We start from the raw sequence: 23,653 nt of genomic DNA, 5'->3' as shown, positions 1-23,653 counted from the left end.
CCTTTGAAGGTCATTGGTAAAATATCATTTACACAGATTTTTTTACAGGCTCTTTTTCTTGGCCGACGCACACGCCACTACATTTACCTACTTGATGCGCGAAACATTTGCCATGCCCTTTTTCAATCCCTAATAGCTTTAAACATATTTTGTATTCATCGGCTAATTTATGAATTAAATCTTTGGCACCTTTCTTTGTTTTAAATATGCCATAGGTGTAATCCAAACTTTCTGGATCAATATCTTCGACATTCACAATACGCAACCATGGCAAGTCATTCATTTGATCGGATAAGCGTAAAGCAAAGAGCTTGGTCACATTACGTAAAAGACGGTTATATGCAGGCTGCATCTGTTTAATTAGTTTTGCCTCTAGTAACAAAGCACCCAATTCCCCAGCAGTTTCTCTGTACTCAATACGGCGAACCTTTTGCGATACCTCCATTTCAGCAACCGTTTTATGGTCTGACGCAAAATGATTTAACACTCTAGTTTTGAGCTTAATGCTTTTGCCTATATATAACGGTAAATCGCCGTCATCGTAAAAAATATAAACACCAGGTACGTCTTGAATTTTTTCTATAATTGTATGATCGAGCCAAGGGGGTAGCGTTGGACCTTTCAGTAAATAATTGATGGCTTCCAATACCTTAACAGAACCTAAATCTTGTTTAGCAGCTTCTAAAAAATCTAACATCAGTTGCGTATCACCCATGCCACGATGCCGTGCGTCTGTATGAAGATTAAATCGACGCATAATCGCATCTAAAGAATGACCTGTCACATGAGGATATAAGCGTCTTGATAGCTTAACGGTGCAAAGCGTTTGTAGCCTTAAAGTGCCACCCAAACGTTTGAATTCAGCTTTCAAAAAGCCATAATCAAACCTACAGTTATGGGCGGTGAGTACCATGCCTTGCAAATGGCTGAATAAATCACCCGCAATGTCTTTAAAGGTTGGTGCGTTTTGCACCATTTCATTGGAGATGCCCGTTAAACCTGTAATTTGGCGTGGAATCGGTGTTTCAGGATTGATGAGAAACTCCCATACAACCGTTTTTTCTCCGCCTTCAATTTTAATTAAAGCAACCTCAGTAATACGGTCGTATAACGGCGTACCTCCAGTAGTTTCAATATCTAAAAAGACTAAGTCTGGTAGCCAATGCATTTGATTTAATACGTCCTAAAGCTTGAGAGTAATACGCCTTCGATGAAAAAAGGCTTATTCGGTCTAATGACTTCAAATTTTGGATTATGTGGAATCAACACATACTGATTCTTTTCTTTACCAAGTTCTTTAATAGTCACTTCATTTGAACCCTCTAAAAGCGCAATGACGATATCGCCTACGCGTGCATCGGTTCTCTTTTCATAGACTGCCCAGTCACCATCTAAAATACCTAAATCCATCATGGAGTTTCCTGTGACTTGTCGGATTCTGGTGATGGATGGCTTTTTTATTAATACATCCAACAAAGACATATGGCCGCCACCTTGTGCGGCTGAGTCGGTAAATGGGCCAGCTTGTACGGATTCATCTGAATAAGGGACTTCAAAGAATCGAGTGCTGGGGATAAGTTTATTATCTGGACCATGTTCGATAAATCGTTCTGTTATTAACAAGTCCATTAGTTTTTTAACAGTACTTTTTGCGCCAATTCTTAGCGTTTCACTCATGTACTCATAAGTAGGAATGTAGCGGTATTCAGCGTAAAAATCGCGGATCTGCCCAAGCCAAATTTCGTGTAAATCAGTTTTAGTTTCAAATTTTGCGTTATTGTTTTTCATAAAAAGTTAATAGACATTTAGGTTAATAATCTTTACTATTAGACCGAAAACATTTGTTTTCGGTTGCTTATTATGTACTTTAAGTCATTCGCTGCCAAGCTTTATTTTATTGGATTTTTATGAGCGAAATTAGAAACTTAGCTACAAACAGTCTACCTCTAGCTTACTTGCTAGGGGCTGCCTTTAATCCGCCATTATTAGCGCTGCCGCTGTATATGGGGAAGGTTTCGGCAGGGCGCACAACGGGTTTTGCATCGCCCGCACAAGATTATGAACAAGAGCGCCTAGACTTAAACAAGCGACTTGTGAGTAATATACCCGCAACTTTTTTTTACACGGTTGGTAAGTCAGACGATTCCATGATTGATGATGGTATTTTGCCTGGCGCATTAATGATTGTTAATCGAGCGCTTACCCCTAAAACTGGTAGAACCGTAGTGGTGGTATTAAATGGTGAGATTCTAGTAAAACGACTTTATTCGCGCGCAGGAGTGGTTGAGTTAAGGTCAATGAATAAAGCCATGAACTATCCGAATATTAGACTCAATGAAGGCCAAGAGTTAATTATTGAAGGTGTGGTCACCCATGCAGTCAATTCCTACTAAGCAAAAGATATTTGCGTTAGCTGACGTTAACTCAATGTATGCGTCATGTGAGCAAATATTTAATCCAAAGTTGCGCGATAAACCAGTGGTGGTGTTATCTAATAATGATGGCTGTGTGATTGCTCAAAGTAAAGAAGCTAAAGCGCTGTTAGAAATTTATATGTGCCGACCTTGGTTTGAATTAAAGGAGGAAGCGGCTAAATTAGGGGTGATTGCGCTTAGTTCAAATTACGAATTGTATGCCGACATGAGTAACCGATTTGTTCAAGTATTAAGCCAATTTACTCCGCGTATTGAAGTCTATTCAATAGATGAATCATTTTTAGAGATGACTGGCATAAACAAGGATTTGACTGTTTATGGCCAAGAAATTAAAAATACGGTTAAGCAATGGATTGGCCTGCCCATATGTGTTGGCTTTGGGCACAGCAAGACGCTGGCTAAACTAGCCAATCATATTGCAAAGAAACAAGTTAACTTCAATGGCGTTTGCGATTTATCATCAATGACTGAAAATGAAGTGGATACCTTAATGGAAAAACTATCCGTTTCTAAAGTTTGGGGGGTAGGTCGCAAAATGGAAGAAAAGTTAAACCGACTTGGAATTAATAATGTACTTAGACTGAAACGTGCAGACCCAAAACGCATTCGAGATGAATTTAATGTTGTGCTGGAACGTACGGTTAAAGAACTTAATGGTGACTCTCATCTTGAAATCGAAGAAACCTTTCTTGAAGCTAAACAAATAATGAGTTCACGTTCTTTTGGCAAAAGGATTGATGCTTTAAACGAGTTAGAAGAAGCCGTTAGTTATCATGCCAGTAATGCTTGTGAGCGGCTTCGCCAACAAAATTTATTTGCAAATGCCATCACAGTATTCATTCAGAATAGCCCTTTCGATAAAGCCCCTTACCATGGGCCTATCTATACATTTGGCTTGCCTTCACCCACTAATAACACGATGCAAATTGCTAAAGCAGCTATATGGGCAGTGAGGAAAATATTTAAAGCAGGAATTTATTTTCAGAAAGCTGGGGTGATGCTTTCAGAGTTAGTCCCTCAAGCTGGTCAGCAGATGGATATTTTTGGCTACAATTCTGATAATGAGAAGTCACAACTTCTAATGAAAACTATGGATGAGATCAACAAGAAATTTCCAAACAATCGTTTTAAATTAGCCTCAGAAGGTACTAAAAAAACGTGGGTGATGAACAGGGATTTGAAAAGCCCAAACTACACAACGGATTGGAAAGATTTGCCCACAACCATAAATCATTCTCGATTATAATTTACTAAAATGCAAAAAACCTGATTGATATTTTAATGCCTACAATGGGGGACAGTGCAGACTTTTTTAGTAAGCAGCCTCTCAAAAATAAATCTTCTAATATTTAAGCTAAACACTCTGGGCCCAAAGCGGACTGTTCTCATCGGATATGAAGGTTGTAATACTCAAAATCTATAAAAATTCAGCTTACAGCAATAAATTAGTTTGCAAATAAGATAAACTGGTCTCAGCAATTCAACAAATAACAGATAGCAAACAATGGTTCAATATAACCCCAAAGACTGGATTATTTTTATCGTCCGTTTCCACGAATCGGACACCTTTCGTAAACTCACCCCCATGATGATCCTCATCGGGTTTTATGCTGCCGGCATTGCCTACTTGGAATTAGAATTTTGGCAGCTTTCTGACAAAAGTCATATCAAGAATATTCCTTTAATGCACACAACAGTGGGTTTTGTATTGTCATTATTATTGGCCTACAGAACTAACACCGCTTATGATCGTTGGTGGGAAGGTAGAAAGCTATGGGGGGCTTTAGTCAATAACAGCCGCAATCTTGCAATTAAACTTTCTGCCTATCTACCAGAAGAAAAGGACAGATATTTCTTCAAAAAAGTGATTCCCGTTTATGCCTCAGTGCTTTCTAAACATTTGTCCAATGAAGAGGTTGGCAAAGTATTGTTTGAAGGTTTGGATTTAGAAATCGATCATCACAAACACAACCCAAACCAAGTGGCTAAGGTATTGTTTCAAAGGGTCAATGAGTTATATACATCAAAAAAAATAACAGGTGACCAGTTTTATATCATTAACGCAGAATTACAATCATTTACTGATATTTGCGGCGCTTGCGAACGCATCAAAAACACACCTATTCCGTATTCTTACAGCGCTTTCATTAAGAAATTTATTTTCTTCTATGTAATGACATTGCCTTTTGGATATGTTGTTAGTTTGGGATATCTCGTCATTCCAGTAGTAGTGTTTATTTTCTATGTGTTGGCCAGTTTAGAACTGATTGCCGAAGAAATTGAAGACCCATTTGGAAATGATTCTAATGACTTGCCCACCCAAAAGATTGCTTCAAGTATCAAAAAACACGTGGAAGAATTGCTTTAACAATCCTTTTAAAACTTTTATTGATACTTAACACATTAAGAGCAATAGGGTTGATCAACTAGACCAATATTAGGTCAACAACAAGTCATTCATACGAAAGGTGCTAAGGCCGCCTCTAAACTCCAGCTTTAATGTCCGCTTTTGGGACAAACATGACGATGTTAACAAGCTTATAAAATGAAAATGCCATTTCATATTGCAGCTTAGATAGAGATCAGCATGAAACAATATTTTTACTTGATTTTATACAACAAACCTTTTGAAGTCAGGCTCGGGTTCGGTTCAGCTTTAGGTGACTCTAACTGATTGTTTTAATTTATTTTTAGGAAGTAAGTAAGTGAAGCTTTTTGCAAAAAGGTTCGGCATAGGTTCGGATTGTTGGACCCATCAAAATTTTCAAGAAAAAACTACTTACATTTCTTTAGCTTTGTAGTGTGATAGTGAACACTCACTTGTACTCATAATCCGTTGGTGCTGTGTTCGACTCACAGGGGGGCCACCAAAATAAACGACTTAGGGAGAAATCCCTAGGTCGTTTTTTACTTTGTCTAAAGTTCGAGATGTACTTCAAATTGATTTACATCATGAGCCAGAATGTAAAATTAGCGACTTAGAGGAGGTCTATCAACAGTCTTAAATAGAGAAGCTCTCGAGCTTAAGTGGGTCTGGTGAATATGGCATATAAAAAAGGCACCCAAGGATGCTTTTTTAAATTAACTCAAAATGTAATTAAAAGCCAACTGTATAGTTAACATATGCTGTTTTAGAGCCAGTACCTTGAAATGGCAATTGTTGATAAAACACATCTGCTGATAGACGTTGATTCTTAGTCAGCGCATAGTAGGCACCGATAGATGCAACAGGGCGTGTGTGTTTAATACTGTTGTTAAAGTTTTCAGAAGTCAGGCCATTTACACCTGTAGCTGACAATCTATCAACCTGATGTTCAAGGTCTTGCTCGATGCCTAAGCTTGCCGTTAGATTGGCTTTAGGCGTAAGTTGGTGATTGATTTTTAAACCCAACAATGCGCTGGTAGAGCGATCCTCTAGTGCACTAAAAGACAGCGGTGTTGATACGCCAGTTTCCGTATAGCCATCTTGTTTGATCTTGGTATATCGTAGCGCAAGATAAGGGCGAACGAGTGTAGAGAGCTTATAATTAAATGCGTAACTGAGTTCACCGACATAGCTTTCTGTCGTTAGGTCAGTTGAGCCTTTACCAGCCTCAGAAGTGCCAATAACATCACGGGTTAATTTAACATCTTTAGACTGATAAGCATTGGCAATTTTAATTTGATAGCCTAATCCATCCTCATTTTGATTCCATACAACAAATGCACCCATTAGCGGAATTTTGTTATGCAGGCTAATGCCAGAAGGCAAGCTATCGTTGACGCTTTGGTCTAAGAAACCGCCAATACGAATATGCGGTGTGGCTTTATAGCCAAGCACCAAAACCGCACTTGTGGAGTTTGAGTCAGGATTATCTACTGTGGTGAAACGGCCACCAAATGAAGCACACATTCCTTTAGCATCGAACAAGTTGCAGTCATAGGTATTCATATTAGCAAAATTTGAAGAAATAGCGCTTGTATTAAATACGCTGCGAAGCTTCTGGCCCGCCATATGAAGTGAGGTTTGCGTATCAAAGCTAGTAGGACCTGCTGCAAACAACAGAAAGTTACCAATTAAAAAAGGTACATCCTGTGAAGAATAAGTTATAGAGCCATCGGCGTTAATCTGTTGGACATCCCCAACAGCGTTTATTGTCAATGTACCGTTTAAATAACTAAAACTCAAGCTAGGTGCAAACCAATTGCTACCAGTTAAGGCTCTGAATTGACCAGACACAAGAGATGACCCATTCAGCGCATCAAGGATTGTGATTGAGGAGGCAAAACCATAGCCAGCAATGACATTAATTAAGTTTCCTGAATTTGGAATGCCTGCAATATTGCTAGATGAGCTAGAACCAAAGCCAACTTGCTCAGTATTATTAATTGTAAAGCCTCTACCATCAGAAAAACTGAAAGTGGTCACGCCGGAGCTGCTAGTTGGGAAGTAAAAAGTATTTGCAGATTGTTGAGAAAATCCAGCGTCAGGGGAGGATATTGTAATACCTGCAGCAGTGTAACTCGCTGCTAATGCATTACTTGCGGCGCTGAGCAATGCAATAGTTAGAGCAGTTCTACTTTTACTGATGTACTTGCGTGTGAAAGACTTTTGATGTGACAAGTAAAACTCCAGTTTTTTTATTTAAATTGGTATATTTTTTTAAGTTAAATGCATAAAGCTAACCTTAATTATTAGTTTGATCAACTCCTACCTCTAATAATTAAACATAATTGTTTAAGGATGATTAAGAAGAGTTATATTGAATTCAGATCGAGTGAAAACTTCTAATTTACTTCAAAGCTAAATAATACTTACTGTAATGATTTAACTAGCCATTGATAAGAGAAAGGATATTACTCTATATCAAATAGATAAGTTTGTTTATTCGTCAACTTTGCTATTTATATTAAGTCCACGTTTGCAACGTGACATTGTTATATACATCGCAGCGATTATCAGCGAGCGTAAGCGGGTATAAAATGTTATAAATCAAGTGGTTATTAAAACTCATAATCCGTTGGTGCTGTGTTCGACTCACAGGGGGGCCACCAAAATAAACGACTTAGGGAGAAATCTCTAGGTCGTTTTTTTATTTCAAATTGATAATAACGTGGCTTTTAAGAAGCTCTCAATTTAGGATGAAAGGATAATAAAATCTCGAGTAGCAAATACTATGCAGATAGATCCTAAAAATGACCCCAAGTCATGGGAAAAATATTTTAAAGATATTTTAAGAAAGATTTACTGCCCATCTAGTATCAAAGATATACCAGATTCGTATGGTGGTGACTTTGGTATTGAATGTTATTCCTTTTCAGGACATGCTTTACAATGTTACTTACTGGATCAACATTCTGATAAAGATAAACTAAGTAAAGCTCAAAAAAATAAAATCAGAAAAGACATCTATAAGCTCGCTATCAAAAATTTTGCAAGTTTTACCATCCTGTTTGAAGGAATGTACATATCTAGGTGGATATTAGCCACACCTTATTATTTGGATACTGAGATGGCTCTATATTGTGCGGGACGAAACTGAAACTTGGGGCCTTAGCAGAGGAAAAATCTAAGTTGGAGCCACTTGTGCTTTGCCATTTTCCTAAGTAATGGTTACTGTTGTAGTTCAATCGAATTAGCAGCAATCTCAACTCTATCTCGACCATTATGTTTGGCTTTATAAAGAGCTTCATCTGCACAGCGAATTAGCTGGTCCGGTTTGTTTCCATGTGAAGGGAACATAGATATCCCCATCGACACAGTTACAGTCGGTAATGGTTGCCCGCCATACATGAACTGTTTTTTCTTTACTTGATCTTGAATCACAGTTGCTCTCCCAACTGTTGTATTCAAATCAGCATTGAGTAAGACTATTACAAACTCTTCACCGCCATAGCGACATGCCAGATCATTGGCACGACATGCCTGATTTAATATTACTCCCACTTCATGTAACACATGGTCTCCTGCTTCATGGCCATAATTGTCATTGAAGCTTTTGAAATGATCAATATCTAGCATAATAATGCCAATGGATTCTTTTAATCGTTGCGATCTATTGATCTCTCGAATAAATGTCTCGTCTAAATAGCGGCGATTGTATAAACCAGTTAACACATCAATAATTGAGCTTTTTTTAAGATTCTCGCGTAAACGTAAGTTAGCTATTGCTAATGAAATCTGAGATGCAACTTCGTTAGCCACTTCAAGAGTATCTTCATCCAACCCACCTTCATGAGGTGGTTGGCTATATAACGTCAAAATACCTATCATTTCGTCTGAAGAAGAAATGGGGATACAAGTTGATGCAGTAGCTTTTTGCGACAGATTACTAAGATGGTTACAGGCAATAGTTTCTGTTTCCGCAATATATATGTGTGTATTATTGCTTCTTGAAGCCCAGCAATCTTCAGGATTAAAGCCATTATCTTCATAGGTAGAATTTCCCCACTGTGCCATCATCTGAAAATAGTCTTTAGAATTACTTCTGATAAATAACGTACCCGAATTGTCGGGAAATAAATACGTACAAAACCGCTCTATCGCAACATAAGCTTCTTGCGGTGTGAGTACAGAGTGTAATTGATCCGTTAATCGCGCTTGAATATCTTTTATTTTATTGCGAGCTTTTAGCTGGGCGCTATGTTTCAATGATAAGCGATGTAAGTGGTTTAGCTCTTGTTCGATTTCTTTTGCAGTTTTTAGTGATTTAAATAATTGCCTGAATGCAATAGCAAACATAACCATATCAAATATTGTTAAGAATATTAGGCTTAATAGTGAGTATAAATTTACCTTACTTTCATATTTTGCTTCTAGTTGAAGTTGTTGATTTTCTATTTTAATTAAATCAGCCACAGAAGCTCGAACCAAGTCCATGCGCGTTTTACCCTCACCAGAGCGAATCATGACGATTGCCAGTTTGCTATTGGAGTCCTCACTAATGGTAATTATTTTTTTAATTTGCTCTAATGAAGTATCAATTCGATTCGCGAGAAGTATGAAGGATTTCTTAGAGTTCGGCCTATTCGCAGTTAGTATGTTTAATTCATCACGCTGACTATCCAATTTAGCTAACGCCGCGTAGTAAGGTTCAAGGAATTTCTGATTATTTGTCAGCACATAACCATGCATGCCTGTCTCAGCATCTACCACGGCAAGGAGCAAATTGGTAGCTTTGTCTATAGTTTCGCGTGAGTGATTAGTTTTGGCGTGTGATACATTTAAAATCCTATATGCATTAATGGGTATTAGTGCATTGAGTATTAAGACTAAAACAGCAATAGGCACAATAACGCGTAATGATTTATCCTTAAACCCCACCATTCTTAAAATATCCTATTTATTACACCTTAAATTGCAGAAGTTAAAGTGTAAACAAGTTCCGTATACATGTATGCAAAATAATACAATTGGAATGGTTTATTTATAAACTCCCATCCTAGAATACGATTTCGAGCTGTGTAGGTATCTACTTTTTAGCCAATCTAATCTCATGTTGTTTTTTACTTATTTGCCTATTAACAGCTATCGCTTCTTTCAAAGTTAGGCGTTCGTCCAGAGTCATCGTCACACCACCTTCCATAAATGGAATATGTACTTCGTAACCCCGTTGTTTCATTCCTTCATAATCTAACTGTAATTGCGCTAGTTTTAACTTAGTTACTAACATTTTTCTTTGGGCTAACCAAACTTCACTCATACCTTGTTCAATTTGCGGCTGATGACTTAGAGTCTGATGGATTATCTAGCGAACAAGCACAATTATTGCGATCACGTATGAGTACACAGGCTTAAGATTCGTGAGTCTCGGTACAAATTCAGTACAGCGCTCAGTTTGCTTAGTTTAATATAAATTACGCTAAATAAATATTGGTTGCGCCTAGTTAATATATATTAATCAATAGTTTAATGTGTTAGCGACCGACTTGTAATCCGTTGGTGCTGTGTTCAACTCAAATGGGCCACCATATAGAATAAGGCTTACAGCGATGTAGGCCTTTTTCCTATTCAACCTTTGGCAAATTAGTGGCACACTTTAATTTAGTATTTGCCATTGCAATTTTTGTACATCTACCGTTTGATTGATTAGCAACAAATAGATGAACTTTCTTTAAGTTAACATCTGAAGAGTTTGTAGGTATACACTTGATTTTGATTCATAAAAATATGCTCCTATGGTGTTGAACATGCAATTTTGCAACTAAAAATTCAAGGAATTTATAACATGAAAAATGAGTTCGATAAGTTAAGCTCGAGAGAGCTTTCCCTCATACATCGTTACTGGCGGGCAGCTAACTATTTGTCAGTGGGTCAGATTTTCCTGCTTGCCAACCCTTTGCTAAAAGAGCCTTTGAAAATAGAGCACGTGAAGCCCAGATTGCTCGGACATTGGGGAACAACCCCAGGGCTTAACTTTATTTATGCTCATATGAATAGGGTTATCAAAAAACATGATTTAGATATGATCTATATCACAGGGCCAGGTCATGGCGGGCCGGGAATTGTTGCAAATACCTATCTCGAAGGAAGTTATAGCGAATTTTATCCAGACATTAGCGAGGATGAAGCAGGCATAGGCAAACTGTTCAAACAATTTTCGTTCCCGGGTGGTATACCCAGTCATGCATCAGCGCAAACGCCGGGCTCCATCAATGAAGGGGGCGAGCTAGGTTATGCGCTTTTACATGCCTATGGTGCAGTTTTTGATAACCCGGATCTTATCGCGTGTTGTGTGGTCGGCGATGGTGAGGCGGAAACCGGCCCGATGGCAACCTCTTGGCACTCCAATAAATTCCTAAATCCAGTGACGGATGGTGTGGTGTTGCCCATTCTGCATCTTAATGGTTACAAAATCGCTAATCCAACCATCCTAGCTCGTATCAGTCATGAAGAACTGCAAAGCTTGTTTGAGGGCTATGGTTACACCCCATATTTTGTTGAAGGGGATGATCCTCTCGCTATGCATGAGTTGATGGCCGATACCATGGAAATCATTGTTTCAGAAATTAAACGCATTAAAGCAGAAGCCAAGCACCAGTCTCCGCCTATACGACCACGCTGGCCCATGATTGTATTGCGCTCACCAAAGGGCTGGACTGGTCCCCAGGAAGTAGATGGCAAGCCAAGCGAAGGAAGTTTCCACTCTCATCAAGTGCCATTTAGTGAAGTGAAGAATAACCCAGAGCATTTGAAATTATTACAGGAATGGTTGGCTTCCTATCGGGTTGACGAGTTGTTTGATGCTACTGGAAAATTAAATACTGAATTAAAAGCATTGGTTCCAGCCAAAAATCGCCGCATGGGTACTAATCCACATGCGAATGGCGGAATTCTTTTAAAAGATTTAAACCTGCCCGACTTTAAAGATTATGCCTATGCAGTAGGCGCGCCAGGCCAAAACATGGCGAGTGCCACGGGTGTTATGGGGAAATATCTCTGCGAAGTGATGAAAAGAAACGCTGGGACATTTCGTTTATTTTGCCCTGATGAGGCGCTTTCAAATAGGTTGGGCGAAGTTTTCAATGTGACTAAACGCCAATGGATGGCAAACCTAGATAAGAATGACGAAATGCTCGCTACGCAAGGGGGCGTGATGGAAATATTGTCTGAACATGCTTGTGAGGGCTGGTTGGAGGGCTATCTTCTGACAGGTCGCCATGGTTTATTTTCTTGTTATGAAGCCTTCATTCATATTGTAGATTCCATGGTGAATCAGCATGCCAAATGGCTAAAAGAATGCAATAGCATTACTTGGCGCCAACCTGTAGGCTCTTTGAATATCTTATTAACATCGCATGTTTGGCGTCAAGACCATAACGGTTTTTCCCATCAGGATCCGGGATTCATGGATCATGTAGCCAATAAAAAAGCCGAAACCATTCGCATTTATTTGCCACCTGATGCCAATACCTTAACGTCGGTCATTGATCATTGTCTAAAAAGCCGAAATCTGATTAATGTGATTGTGGCTGGCAAACAGCCGCAGGAGCAATGGCTCAATATGGACGAGGCCGTCGCACATGCGCAAGCGGGCTTGGGCATATGGGAGTGGGCATGCAATGACGATGGCGAGCCTGACGTGGTAATTGCCAGTGCAGGGGAAGTGCCAGTGCTGGAATCATTGGCGGCAGTTACCTTGCTCAGGGAGCATATTCCCGAATTAAAGCTACGTTATGTCAACGTCATGGACCTTATGGCGCTTCAGCCACCCCAGATTCATTCGCATGGCGTTGATGATGCAAAATTTGATCAGATATTTACCATCGATAAACCTGTCATTTTTGCCTTCCACGGATATCCCGGGCTTATACATCGTTTAGCTTATCTAAGAACAAATCACGGTAATTTCCATGTGCATGGATTTCAAGAAGAAGGAACCACAACGACGCCATTTGATATGGTGGTGTTGAACAAACTGGATAGATTTCACATAGTTAAAAATGTAATCAGTAGGTTACCTAACCCTACGCAATATGCAGCTATTGTTAACCTCATGGATGCCAAGCTTTCTGCGCATAAAGAATACATCTATGAGCATGGCGAGGATATGCCCGAAATCCAGGATTGGAAATGGGCAAAATAAATCCAGCTATTTTATGTGTTAATGTCGGCTCATCCAGCATCAAGGCATCCTTTTTTGATGCTGATAATCAACGGGTTGACATGCATTACCGATTGGGCGCTCAACCTTCAGAAACAGATTATCGCGAGGCTTTTGCGAAGCTAGGTGAGGATTTGCACGGGAAATCCCCCGACAAAATTGCGCATCGTTTTGTGCATGGTGGTGATGTAGCAGAAAGCGCAAGGGAGATAACGCCTGAAGAGCTTGAGAGATTAAACTCAATCACTCCATTAGCGCCACTGCATCTACCCATGAATTTATTGGGGGTTAAATTATGCGCTGACATGTTTTCTGCAAGGCAAATTGCCTGCTTTGATACCGCTTTTCATCATACATTGCCACCCTTGGCTAAAGTTTTACCTATTCCCCAAAAAGAGCATATTCATCGTTATGGATTTCATGGCCTGAGCTATGCCTATATTGCCACGCAGCTGGAAGCGTTGATTGGGGAAAGTGCCTATCAAAGGGTAATCATTGCCCATCTTGGGTCTGGTGCTAGTCTTTGTCTCATGCAAAACCTACAATCCATAGACACCACAATGGGATATACCCCAGCTGGTGGCGTGTGTATGGGAACACGCTCTGGAGATTTGGATCCGGGTGTGATGCTCGAGTTATGCAAGCGTTACGACTTGACTGAATTATCTAAACTCGTCAATTATGAAATGGGGCTTTTCGCAGTTTCAAATGGATTAAGTAGCGATATGGAATATTTGCTTGCCAGCCCAAAAGACGAAGCCAAATTCGCCGTGGATTATTTTTGCAGGCAAATTACATCTGCTATCGGTAGCCTAGCGGCCAAAGCTGGAGGGGTTGAAGCAGTCGTATTTACTGGAGGAATCGGAGAAAACTCAAGTGTAATAAGATCAAAAATTTGTGCACCTTTAGAATTTATGGGCGTAAAAATTAATGAAGTAGCAAATTTATCTAGCCAAAAAAAACTATATTCAACATCTACAGTTTCTGTGCTTTGCATTAAAACGGATGAAGCTTTCATGATGAAAAATCTTGCGGAATATATTGCTAAGAATGCTCATATCGAACTCCTAAGTGTAAAGTGAGTATGATGGTAAAAACTATCGAAGGTTGAGCCTCGACAATTTTTTTAGAATGTGAAATGAATATTATAAATTTGTCAGAGCTGACGCTGTGCGATAACACATATTGGATATAATTGGGGTGTGTATAACAAATAGACGTTCTATTATTTAAATACTTACGTTTGCCGTTATCAAGCTAAGGTATGTTGGTAGTCATCAGAACCTTATATCCAAGCGTCTTCATTGACATGACCATTCGCTTTAAAACTTGGTTTGCAGAATAAATAGCCTTGAAATAAATAAATACCATAGCTTGCTAGCATGTCTCTCTCTTCCTTGGTTTCGACCCCTTCAGCAATAATCTTAATATTTAACTCCTCGCACATTCTACAAGTCGCCTTAACAATAGATTGTCTGGATTTGCTTTTATCAATATTACGAATCAGACCCATATCAATTTTAATGAGGTCAGGTTGAAAATCTGCAATAAAGTTAAGTCCAGCATAGCCTGCACCAAAGTCATCGAGTGCAGTCATAAATCCCAATTTTTTATACTCAGTGACAATGCCTAAAATATGACTTGAGTCTTCTATAAACTCTTGTTCAGTAAACTCGAAAATAATGTTTTTAGTAGGAAAGTTGTATTTTTTAGCCGCTTCTAAAGTCGTTCTTATACAAAGCTCAGGCCTATATACCGCATTAGGCATAAAGTTAATCGATAGCATCCCTTCTAAATTTATTTCAGAAGCTGTTTTTACCGCTTTAACACGGCATGCCTGATCAAACTTATAAGTGTTTTGGTTATTGACTTGACTAAGTATAGTTTGAGCACCTTCGCCATTTGGGCCTCTCACTAAAGCTTCGTGTGCAAAGATAGTCTTAGCGTTAATATTTACGATTGGTTGGAATGCATATTCAAAATCAAAATCTAGTTCAATCTCGTCATTACAACCTGAACATGCATGATGTTTAGATTCAGAGTTAATTGCAATTGTTTGAGTTAGTTTATTCATAATAACTTTGTAACCGAATTAGATATTAAATTAGAGTTTAGGAGTTTATAAGTAGTATAAATTTAATGATATAAAATCTAATGAAAGATTAGATATCTGAATTACCACTAAATCAGCAAATCGAATGACTTTTCAATAGATATAAAATTACTCATTTAAAGCTCACGGCACAAAACTAAGCTGATGCCAGTTAGAATTTTGTAGATGTTTTCATTCCCATTCAACTTCGCTTGGAAAAGTTCGGCGCTCAGTTTTATATGGAGCCTGCAGCTGGAGTTCATTAGCGCCAAATAACCAAGCGAAATCCTACATTCATATCAGACAGTTCTGTATAAAAATTACATCACTATGAATTTAAAATGTTTTGATATTTTAGTTCCTAATTCTAGAAATTAACGAATTAATAAAACGAGTTAACAGGGACCTTAAGCAAGGGAGTTCAGTATGTTAGCAATGAATTATAGAGGCCCTTATCGAGTTGGAGTAGAAGAAAAGGCTGATCCAATAATATAGCGAAAATGACTTACGACATTGGCTGATATTATTATTTGCCGATCGCATAATATGGTGGAAGGTATCGCATCAGACTTAAAACGCGGCCATCTTCCTATTCTTATCGCCGAAACCGGCTTGAAGTCTGAATTTCAATTTACCGCGCTAGTGCAATTAAAAAAAACTGCAACGGCGGCACTTCTTATAGGAATTGGAATCTATCTCATCATGCGAAATAAGCATAGAGAAAGAAGAACTGAATTTTAGTACTAACTTATTTAAAGATTACATCACTTAAAGGAAAAACAATTGCTTAAGAAACCTGAAAAAAATGAAAACAGAAAATCAATAAGTGAACGCTTAGGGATCAACTCGAATACTGACAAAGCTACACTGGAAGATTTAACGAACAATGATGGAAACGAAGATCCTGGATCCGAGCTAGATACTGAGTTTTCCAAAAATAAAGACTCTAATAACAACACGTCTAATAAGAAAAACGATGCTGCAACACCACAGGTTAAATCTGGCACGCTCCCTAAAGGGGAAGAGCTAGATGCGTTTACAAATAACGCTTCCAAAAAGAAAAGCACAGAAAAAGACCATCCTAAACCTCAAGCAGATGAGACTATCAATCCTAATCTGAATAGCGAAAACGATATTTGAATATTAGAATTTATAGATCGACTTTCCCTCAAGCACTTGCCAAACGCATCCGGTCAATTTTCTCTATGACTGCTTGATAGAGATCATGGTCAGAGTCTGGATTGTTACGATCTGGATGATTGACACTACGGATTTTTTTCAAATGTGTTAAATCATCTGGTAAGTCGTGTACTTTAGTCACTCGGTCACCATTTTTAGCCATCAACCGCTGAAGTTCAGTCTCTGCTTCAACTCGTGTGTCATAAAGTACTTTACTACCGACCCGCCAGATATTCTGATTTTTGCGTGGTGATAGCTTCTCCTTACCATCAAACCAGAACCATCTGCCAGTATCGGCTTCTTGTTCAAAATTAATATTGGTAATCGTATAAGTATAATTAGGCGGTTCAATTTCTCTAGTAAATTGTGTGATGATTTTGCTTACAGTGTCCACATTTACAAAGTAATAAGTACCTGCCTCATGAGGATTAAATGCGCTACTATGGGTTGAAGTAGGCATGCTTGTAGTGTTTGCCGAATTAAGTTCAGCCATTCGAGCGAGCGCTCGACGTTGTGCGTTGGTCATGGATATTGTTCCTAAATTTGGTGAATATGCTACAGAATAAGCACGCCATCTTTTAATGATCTATGTTTGATCTTGATTTATTTCTGCTTAAGCAACTTTTACCCATCTAATGGGGTTTAAGAAACTACCAAGCTAATTAAAAAACTAGATTAGTTAGATATCAAAAGCTGATAAGAAGTAAGTGCAAGCAAACCAAATTCATTAAGTATGTTAGCTACATATCGCCAGACCAAGAACAAACTTACAAAGCTACTAGCAAGGTAATTACTGCGTTCATTGATATTATTAAATGGCGAAAATTTAGAATGCCTCAACTCATGTACTAGCTTTTACAGTGGGCATTTTTTTAATTTTGTAGCAATAAATAGTGCTTATACTGCTTGAGAGCCCTCGCATAAGGACATGCTCAAATATTGCGGCGTATTATATCAAAAAAGCATGTCAGATTCTAAGTAATTAAGCACCCGTTAAAACACCTTAAATACCTGATCTGAAATATTTATTGGGCGCGATAATTAACCGTTATGAACCCTCCTCTAGTAAGCAATAATGTAATAACAAACTTGAAGATTAAAAGTGGATTCTGGTATGATGCCAAAGCTTTCAGCACCCTAATTTATACTCATACACTCAGTTTTTTAGTGTTCGATTCACAAGTGATTCTTCAATAAGATTTATAGCTACTTTTGGTAGCTATTTTTTGTTATGGATTACAGATTGGGAAGTCGACAACCATTACGAATGCGAATTGAAGTCTAAACATGCATGAATTTACTTATAAAAAGCTTTCTTATGCACTGTTTGCTGGATTGGCTATTTTTATATTGATGACCTTTAAGCAATATGGGATTAGTAATGACGAGAATGTTCAGCATGTTTATGGGCAACTTTTGTTAAAGTTTTATAATTCTGGACTAGTCGATCAATCCGCTTTTTCTTATAAAAATTTGTATCTATATGGCGGTTTTTTTGATTTAACCGCCGCAATATTAGAGAAAATTCTGCCAATGTGGGTGTGGGACATCCGTCATCTCCTTTCTGCTATTTTCGGTTTTTTTGGCATTGTTGCTGTTTATAAAATCACTAAAGAGCTGGCTGGTGAACGTGCGGCATTTTTAGCAATTCTATTACTTAGCCTCACTGGTGCGTGGTCGGGTGCCATGTTTACCCATACCAAAGACGTTACATTTGGTGCATGCATGATATGGGCCTTGTATTACACCATGCTGATTAGCAAGCAGTTGCCTCGCGTTCCGGTATTACTCAGCATTAAATTAGGAGTCGCTATAGGTTTAGCATTAGGCTTACGCATAGGTGGCGCATTCGCCGTTATTTATTTAGGATTATTGGTCATCGCCGCTGCTTTGTTGCAAACAAGCTCATTAAAACAAAAACTGGTTTTCTGTTTTAAAAGTGCTTACGGTTTGATTCCCGCCGGAATAACAGCATTTTGTCTAATGATTCTGTTTTGGCCCTGGGTAATTATGGGCAAGAATAATATATTAATCGCAGCTAAGTCTTTTTCTCACTTTGCTTTTAATATGCAAACCATCGTTGATGGGCGTTTCATGAGTATTGGTGATGTGCCTCGCACTTATCTTTTGGAGTATTTATCCATTAGATTGCCTGAAGTATTTTTACTTGGGGTGCTTAGTGCCATCATTCTCATTTCAATGAAACTAAAATATATTGAGCTTAACAAAAAGTTAGGCGAGTTGAGTTTAGCCATTGCCATTCTATTTCCATTACTCTTCATTATTTTTGATCGGCCTGCGCTCTATAATGGTGTGAGGCATTTCACCTTTATTATTCCTCCACTTGCTGTGATGGCTGGCATCGGCCTTTCCAGAACTTGGGATATTTTGGCAGAATATGCAAAATTGCAAAAAGCTTTTGGGCTTTTAGTAATAGTGCTTTCATTAAGCACCGCGCTTACGCTATTTGAACTTAGACCATATGAATATATTTATTACAATCATTTTGCAGCTGGCAGTATTAAAGAAGCTGAACATAATTGGGAAGGTGATTACTGGTCAAGTAGCATTATTGAGGCTTCAAAAATGCTTGAAGCCTATATTGATGTTGAACAAAGTAACAATAAGATCCATGATGGCTCTTATTCGGTTGCGCTATGTGCGGAGACCTTTCAAGGAGATGCATATTTAGATCATCGTTTTAAAATTACTGAAAATTGGGTAAAGGCAGATTTCTTTATTTCAAGTACTAATATGAATTGCGATAAAGTGTTGCAAGGAAAGATTGTGGGCAAAGTTGAACGTTTGGGAGCAACACTAGCGGTAATAAAAGACCGACGTGCATTGCGTGGTAAGGACAGACGCCCTACACCTGCTCCTAAAAATTAATAGAACAGGAAATTCTATGATACATCGTGTTAATAAAACGCCTCATATCACCGTGATAGTACCTGCTTATAACGAGCAGTTAGCCATCACTGCCACGCTTGAAAATATCGCGCTTCATCTCGAACTTCTGAGCCCGCATTGGGATATTGTTGTGGTGGATGATGGAAGCCATGACAAAACCTCGGATATTGTTAGGCAATTGCCACCAAGTTTGAATACAACTTTAGTGCGCTTTTCACGTAATTTTGGCAAAGAATATGCCATTACCGCAGGTTTGAAACATGCAAATGGTGATTTGGTCATTTGTATGGATGCGGATGGTCAACATTCTTCGGGTCTTTTAAAAGACATGCTTGATAAGTGGCGGGAAGGTTTTGATATGGTTTATGCGGTACGTCAAGACCGTAAAATCGAATCAAATTTTAAACGTTGGGGCACTCGTATTTTTTATCGTGCCATCAGTTTGGGTGGGCAAATTCATATCCCACGGGATGCGGGTGATTTTCGTTTAATGGACAGGCAAGTTGTGGATGCACTGCTTTCATTACCAGAGCGAAATCGCTTTATGAAGGGTATGTATGCATGGGTAGGGTATAAATCGATTGGTATACCGTACACGCCTTTGCCTCGATCTCATGGTGAAAGTGCTTACTCAAAGTTAAAACTGATACAGCTTGCATGGACTGGTGTGACAAGTTTTTCTGTTATGCCTTTACGCGCAGCAAGTGCAGTAGGTGCGGTTTTGTCTTTAATATCATTTGGCTACGGGGCTATTGTGGTCATTGATCGTTTATTTTTTAATGAGTCAGTGCCTGGTTGGCCAACCATGGCCGCAAGCATTATGTTCTTTGCGGGCGTACAGCTGTTATTCATTGGAATATTAGGCGAGTACCTCGCTCGAATTTATGACGAAGTGAAAGGGCGACCCTCTTATATTGTTGCTGAAGTTAAAAAGCCTCAAGATCCTGCATAAATGACCAGAAAATCAATTCCTTGGTTTGCTGTTATTGGCGCAAGTGCCGCAGCGGTGCATTACATTGCCGCTGTGAGTATTGAATTTTTACAGCTAGCTACCCCAGCAAAGGCAAATATTTTAGGTTTTCTGTTCGCTTTCCCTTTAAGCTATTTCGGACATAAAACATTAAGTTTTGCAGGTCATACTGCAACACATCGGCAAGCTTTCCCTAAATTTTTTTCTATAGCAATCGTTGGCTTTCTTTTTAATCAATTCATAGTCACACGTTTTCTTACCATTACAATCCTCCCATTTTGGTTAGTACTTGGGGTCGCGATGGTGATTGTGGCAGTCCTCACCTATCTTTTTAGTCATTACTGGGCATTTAAAGGCAAAGTATGAGTTCGATTATTATATGTGCTGATGACTTTGGGATGAGTGAGTCGATAGATGTAGGCATCATCAAGCTTATTGAAAATGATCGCTTGAGCGCCACAGCCTGTATGGTTATGAGTCCAAGATGGCAAGAAGCTGCGCAATTAATCACCCCGCAAATTAAGGCAAAGGCGGCCATAGGCCTCCATTTAGATTTTACTGAATTTGGTGAGGCCTATTCACTTGGCAGATTAATTGCACTGAGCTTAATCCGCAAATTACCAAAAGAAGTAATAGAAATCATTATTACCAAGCAACTTGACCTTTTTGAGTCCAAAATGGGAGTTAGGCCGGACTATATTGATGGTCATCAACATGTCCATCAACTTCCTGTAATTCGTGAAGTTTTATTAAAGGTATTAGTAGATCGATATCAACAAGATTTGCCTTGGATAAGAATAGCAAAACCGCCCTTAAGTGTAGACTTTAAAGCTATGGTGATTAGATTATTGGGTGCACGCGCTTTGAGGAAAAAGGCTTTAGCGCTTAAATTCGAATTTAATACTGAGTTACTTGGAATATATGATTTTAGTGGAGATGATGCACATTATAAATTGTTGTTTAAGGACTGGTTGGTGAAAGCAAGCAAAAGCACTGGTACGCCAGCGCTGATGTGTCATCCAGCATTAAAACAAAACAATACTGATACAAATAAGGATCCAATTTTCAAAGCAAGACTTATTGAATATGAAGTTTTGAACAGTGCATTCATGGGGAAGCTTTTAGAACAATTTGATTTGGTCAAAAAACCAAACTAAACAGGTTTTTTTACTGGTTGATCTGTTGGATTTTTAGTTTGAGATTTTCTTTTACTCGGCAACAATTGCGGCTTTTTCATTACACAAAGCTCACTACCATAAACACCGTAAGCGCCATCTGGTTCATAATAATTGTTTTTATAAGACCAGCGTTTATGCGCTAATGACTTTAGGTCAGCGATACCAGTTGTATAGCCTGCATTGTGACTATCAGAAAAGTTAAATGTGAGTGCCAGCTTACGGCCTTGTGCGATGGCTTGACCCTTATAAATAAAGGCATTTTCTGTTTCTGTTGTTATATCGTATGTACCCAAGTTATTATGACTACTATGAGGATTAAGTTTTAATGTTGCCATTACTTCGTAATCGCCTACCTTGTTATTGCTACCTTTACATTCGTATGTGCCACTAAAGTTATCACCATAGAAAGCTGTATCTGCTTGCACTACATGTACCCACATCGTCAATAAAATCAGCAAAAACAGTTGTTTCATAAAAATCTCGGTGAAGTTCTAAAGTACTCTATTGTAACGTGCGACAAGTTGTTAGAGTAGATAACTCGTTATTTTTTGCCATATATTTTGCTTTGTGATGGCACTAGATTATGATGGGCGACGTATTAAACTTTCAATAATTATTTAGTAAACTTAAATTTAAATTTATGGCACAACGCGAGACACAGGTTAGTACAAATTCATTACCAAGCAATTCATCTTTATGGGGATTTGCAGCGTTTAATCTCGTCTTATTATGTTTAGTTAGTGTTTGGTTGTGGAAGCAAAACCAGCCAATCACCATCCCAGATGCCCTGCTTAATAACGAAAAAATACAATGCGTATCGTACGCCCCTTATTACAAAAATGGGTTAACCCCTTTAAAAATTGATACGTTTATTGAACCCGAGCAAATTGACCAAGACTTAGCCTTGCTCGCACAAAAATTTAATTGTGTGCGCATTTATTCAGTTTCTCAGGGTTTGGATTATGTCCCTCAAGCCGCTGAAAAGTTAGGATTGAAAATTTACTTAGGTGCGTGGATTGGTTGGGTTAACGCCGACAATGATGAAGAAGTAAATCTTGCCATTAAGCTTGCCAATGAGTATCCAAAAACAATTAAAGCCTTGATTATTGGCAATGAAGTTCTGTTACGAGGCGAACAATCCGAAGCTTCCCTTAAAAAATATATCCAATTAGCCAAAGCACAAACAAATGTGCCAGTGACTTATGCTGATGTTTGGGAATTCTGGCGTAAACACCCGGCGCTTGAAGCTTCCGTAGATTTTGTCACAGTGCACATTCTGCCCTATTGGGAAGACGACCCTCAGTCCATTGATCATGCACTTGATCATACTAAAGATGTCATGCTTCTACTTAATCAAACGTTTAAAAAACCGATTTTAATTGGCGAAACAGGTTGGCCTTCAGTAGGAAGACCAAGGCAATCATCTGAACCAAGCTTGGTTAATCAGGCATCTTATATCAGAGGCTTCTTGCAATTAGCACAAGAAAACAATTGGCAGTACAACCTTATTGAAGCGATGGATCAGCCATGGAAACGAACTTTGGAGGGCACAGTTGGAGGCTATTGGGGGCTTTATACAAGTGATTTACAGCCTAAGTTTCCTTTTTCTGGTGCTGTGCAAACACGGCAAGATAATTTTAAACCCATTATATTTGCCACTTTAGGTGCAGTTTTATTCTTCTTTATAGCGTATTTACTTAAAGAGAAAAGGCCATCTGCGCTAGTGACGATTGCTTCATTAGGTTCGATATCGGGTTTATCGGGCTTATTGCAAATTGAATATTTAATATCAGCTTGCCGCAACCTACAAGAGTGGCTTGGTCTAGGTGGGTTGGCGTTGTTGAGTCATGTCATAGCACTCTGCCTAATTTTGGCAATATCAAAACCTAGTAAAATGCAGGCGACTCTGCTTAAAATGGGAACAATCATATTTTCACTTTCAGCTATATTGGCGAGCATATTGTTAATCGTTGATGGTAGATACCGCGACTATGCAATCAGTTTGTATCTTCTCGCGGCTTTAGAATTGTCAATCGGTCTGCTATTACTTAAGCTTGAAATTGAGCCCAAACTAAAGCTTCATCGCATTCTGAGTGCTTTACTACTCAGTAGCGCTTTATATTGTTTATTGTTAGAAACTAGCAATCCACTCAGTTATGTATGGGTCGCAATCAACGGCTTATTTGTATTAGCTATATGGCCTAAAACGCTTCACCCTCAAATATCTAATAGAAATACTTGGTAATTATTTAGGGGCTGTAGTAGATTAGCATAAATGTTATGCTAAATAAATGAAGCTAAGTCAT

At 38.7% G+C, this 23,653-nt stretch carries 21 protein-coding genes; 13 read left to right on the top strand and 8 right to left on the bottom strand.

Features of this window, described 5'->3' with window-relative positions:
- Window positions 1-28: 28 nt before the first annotated feature.
- Window positions 29-1,168, bottom strand: a complete 1,140-nt coding sequence (locus PSV17_RS08635; protein ID WP_300481603.1) for an exonuclease domain-containing protein — start codon at window positions 1,166-1,168, stop codon at window positions 29-31.
- 5 nt (window positions 1,169-1,173) lie between these two features.
- Window positions 1,174-1,788 (bottom strand): S24 family peptidase, encoded by a 615-nt coding sequence (locus tag PSV17_RS08630; RefSeq protein WP_300481601.1) that lies wholly within the window; start codon window positions 1,786-1,788, stop codon window positions 1,174-1,176.
- Window positions 1,789-1,907: 119 nt separating this feature from the next.
- Between PSV17_RS08630 and PSV17_RS08625 the strand changes: the two genes are divergently transcribed.
- The 3 genes from PSV17_RS08625 to PSV17_RS08615 all read left to right on the top strand — a co-directional run bounded on the left by PSV17_RS08625 (window position 1,908) and on the right by PSV17_RS08615 (window position 4,803).
- A complete protein-coding gene (locus tag PSV17_RS08625) occupies window positions 1,908-2,393 on the top strand; it encodes a S24 family peptidase (RefSeq protein WP_300481599.1) in 486 nt (161 codons plus the stop codon).
- Window positions 2,374-3,681, top strand: coding sequence for a Y-family DNA polymerase (locus PSV17_RS08620; RefSeq protein WP_300481598.1), 1,308 nt, complete (start codon window positions 2,374-2,376; stop codon window positions 3,679-3,681). The genes PSV17_RS08625 and PSV17_RS08620 overlap by 20 nt, the downstream gene beginning before the upstream one ends.
- A 258-nt stretch (window positions 3,682-3,939) precedes the next feature.
- On the top strand, window positions 3,940-4,803 hold the full coding sequence (locus tag PSV17_RS08615) for a bestrophin family ion channel (protein WP_300481597.1): 864 nt from the start codon (window positions 3,940-3,942) through the stop codon (window positions 4,801-4,803).
- Window positions 4,804-5,532: 729 nt separating this feature from the next.
- On the opposite strand, the gene PSV17_RS08610 is transcribed toward PSV17_RS08615, so the two are convergent.
- Entirely contained in the window at window positions 5,533-7,038 is a 1,506-nt protein-coding gene (locus PSV17_RS08610) for an autotransporter outer membrane beta-barrel domain-containing protein (protein ID WP_300481596.1), read from the bottom strand.
- A gap of 553 nt (window positions 7,039-7,591) precedes the next feature.
- On the opposite strand from PSV17_RS08610, the gene PSV17_RS08605 reads away from it, so the two are divergent.
- Window positions 7,592-7,957 (top strand): hypothetical protein, encoded by a 366-nt coding sequence (locus PSV17_RS08605; protein ID WP_300481594.1) that lies wholly within the window; start codon window positions 7,592-7,594, stop codon window positions 7,955-7,957.
- 71 nt (window positions 7,958-8,028) lie between these two features.
- Here PSV17_RS08605 and PSV17_RS08600 read toward each other — a convergent pair whose 3' ends face one another.
- Together PSV17_RS08600 and PSV17_RS08595 are read right to left on the bottom strand one after the other, a co-directional pair.
- Complete coding sequence (locus PSV17_RS08600) at window positions 8,029-9,741, bottom strand: diguanylate cyclase (RefSeq protein ID WP_300481592.1); 1,713 nt, start codon at window positions 9,739-9,741, stop codon at window positions 8,029-8,031.
- 145 nt (window positions 9,742-9,886) lie between these two features.
- Window positions 9,887-10,117, bottom strand: coding sequence for a hypothetical protein (locus PSV17_RS08595; protein ID WP_300481590.1), 231 nt, complete (start codon window positions 10,115-10,117; stop codon window positions 9,887-9,889).
- A gap of 525 nt (window positions 10,118-10,642) precedes the next feature.
- Between PSV17_RS08595 and PSV17_RS08590 the strand changes: the two genes are divergently transcribed.
- A complete protein-coding gene (locus PSV17_RS08590) occupies window positions 10,643-13,000 on the top strand; it encodes a phosphoketolase family protein (RefSeq protein WP_300481588.1) in 2,358 nt (785 codons plus the stop codon).
- Window positions 12,988-14,100, top strand: a complete 1,113-nt coding sequence (locus tag PSV17_RS08585; RefSeq protein ID WP_300481585.1) for an acetate kinase — start codon at window positions 12,988-12,990, stop codon at window positions 14,098-14,100. The genes PSV17_RS08590 and PSV17_RS08585 overlap by 13 nt, the downstream gene beginning before the upstream one ends.
- Before the next feature lie 203 nt (window positions 14,101-14,303).
- Here the strand turns inward: PSV17_RS08585 and PSV17_RS08580 are convergent, their stop codons facing one another.
- Window positions 14,304-15,092 carry an EAL domain-containing protein gene (locus PSV17_RS08580; RefSeq protein WP_300481582.1) on the bottom strand — a complete coding sequence of 263 codons (789 nt, stop codon included), beginning with the start codon at window positions 15,090-15,092 and terminating at the stop codon, window positions 14,304-14,306.
- A 531-nt stretch (window positions 15,093-15,623) separates the two neighbouring features.
- On the opposite strand from PSV17_RS08580, the gene PSV17_RS08575 reads away from it, so the two are divergent.
- Together PSV17_RS08575 and PSV17_RS08570 are read left to right on the top strand one after the other, a co-directional pair.
- Window positions 15,624-15,851: a hypothetical protein gene (locus tag PSV17_RS08575; protein WP_300481580.1), complete on the top strand. Its 228-nt coding sequence runs from the start codon at window positions 15,624-15,626 to the stop codon at window positions 15,849-15,851.
- Window positions 15,852-15,893: 42 nt separating this feature from the next.
- Window positions 15,894-16,250 (top strand): hypothetical protein, encoded by a 357-nt coding sequence (locus PSV17_RS08570; RefSeq protein ID WP_300481578.1) that lies wholly within the window; start codon window positions 15,894-15,896, stop codon window positions 16,248-16,250.
- A 28-nt stretch (window positions 16,251-16,278) separates the two neighbouring features.
- Here PSV17_RS08570 and PSV17_RS08565 read toward each other — a convergent pair whose 3' ends face one another.
- Window positions 16,279-16,815 (bottom strand): hypothetical protein, encoded by a 537-nt coding sequence (locus PSV17_RS08565; protein WP_300481575.1) that lies wholly within the window; start codon window positions 16,813-16,815, stop codon window positions 16,279-16,281.
- 761 nt (window positions 16,816-17,576) lie between these two features.
- Between PSV17_RS08565 and PSV17_RS08560 the strand changes: the two genes are divergently transcribed.
- Genes PSV17_RS08560 through PSV17_RS08545 form a run of 4 tightly spaced genes read left to right on the top strand, consistent with a single transcriptional unit; the run spans window position 17,577 to window position 21,326 of the window.
- Window positions 17,577-19,178, top strand: coding sequence for a hypothetical protein (locus PSV17_RS08560; protein WP_300481572.1), 1,602 nt, complete (start codon window positions 17,577-17,579; stop codon window positions 19,176-19,178).
- Window positions 19,179-19,194: 16 nt separating this feature from the next.
- Window positions 19,195-20,151 carry a glycosyltransferase family 2 protein gene (locus tag PSV17_RS08555; protein WP_300481569.1) on the top strand — a complete coding sequence of 319 codons (957 nt, stop codon included), beginning with the start codon at window positions 19,195-19,197 and terminating at the stop codon, window positions 20,149-20,151.
- Complete coding sequence (locus PSV17_RS08550; protein ID WP_300481567.1) at window positions 20,152-20,535, top strand: GtrA family protein; 384 nt, start codon at window positions 20,152-20,154, stop codon at window positions 20,533-20,535.
- On the top strand, window positions 20,532-21,326 hold the full coding sequence (locus PSV17_RS08545) for a ChbG/HpnK family deacetylase (RefSeq protein ID WP_300481565.1): 795 nt from the start codon (window positions 20,532-20,534) through the stop codon (window positions 21,324-21,326). The genes PSV17_RS08550 and PSV17_RS08545 overlap by 4 nt, the downstream gene beginning before the upstream one ends.
- Here PSV17_RS08545 and PSV17_RS08540 read toward each other — a convergent pair.
- Entirely contained in the window at window positions 21,323-21,820 is a 498-nt protein-coding gene (locus PSV17_RS08540; RefSeq protein ID WP_300481563.1) for a hypothetical protein, read from the bottom strand. The genes PSV17_RS08545 and PSV17_RS08540 overlap by 4 nt on opposite strands.
- A 167-nt stretch (window positions 21,821-21,987) precedes the next feature.
- Between PSV17_RS08540 and PSV17_RS08535 the strand changes: the two genes are divergently transcribed.
- Window positions 21,988-23,592 carry a beta (1-6) glucan synthase gene (locus tag PSV17_RS08535; RefSeq protein WP_300481561.1) on the top strand — a complete coding sequence of 535 codons (1,605 nt, stop codon included), beginning with the start codon at window positions 21,988-21,990 and terminating at the stop codon, window positions 23,590-23,592.
- Window positions 23,593-23,653 lie beyond the last annotated feature (61 nt).

It is taken from the genome of Methylotenera sp. (genome assembly GCF_029946165.1).
GTDB lineage: Bacteria > Pseudomonadota > Gammaproteobacteria > Burkholderiales > Methylophilaceae > Methylotenera.
This window is presented reverse-complemented; position numbering and strand designations above follow the sequence as displayed.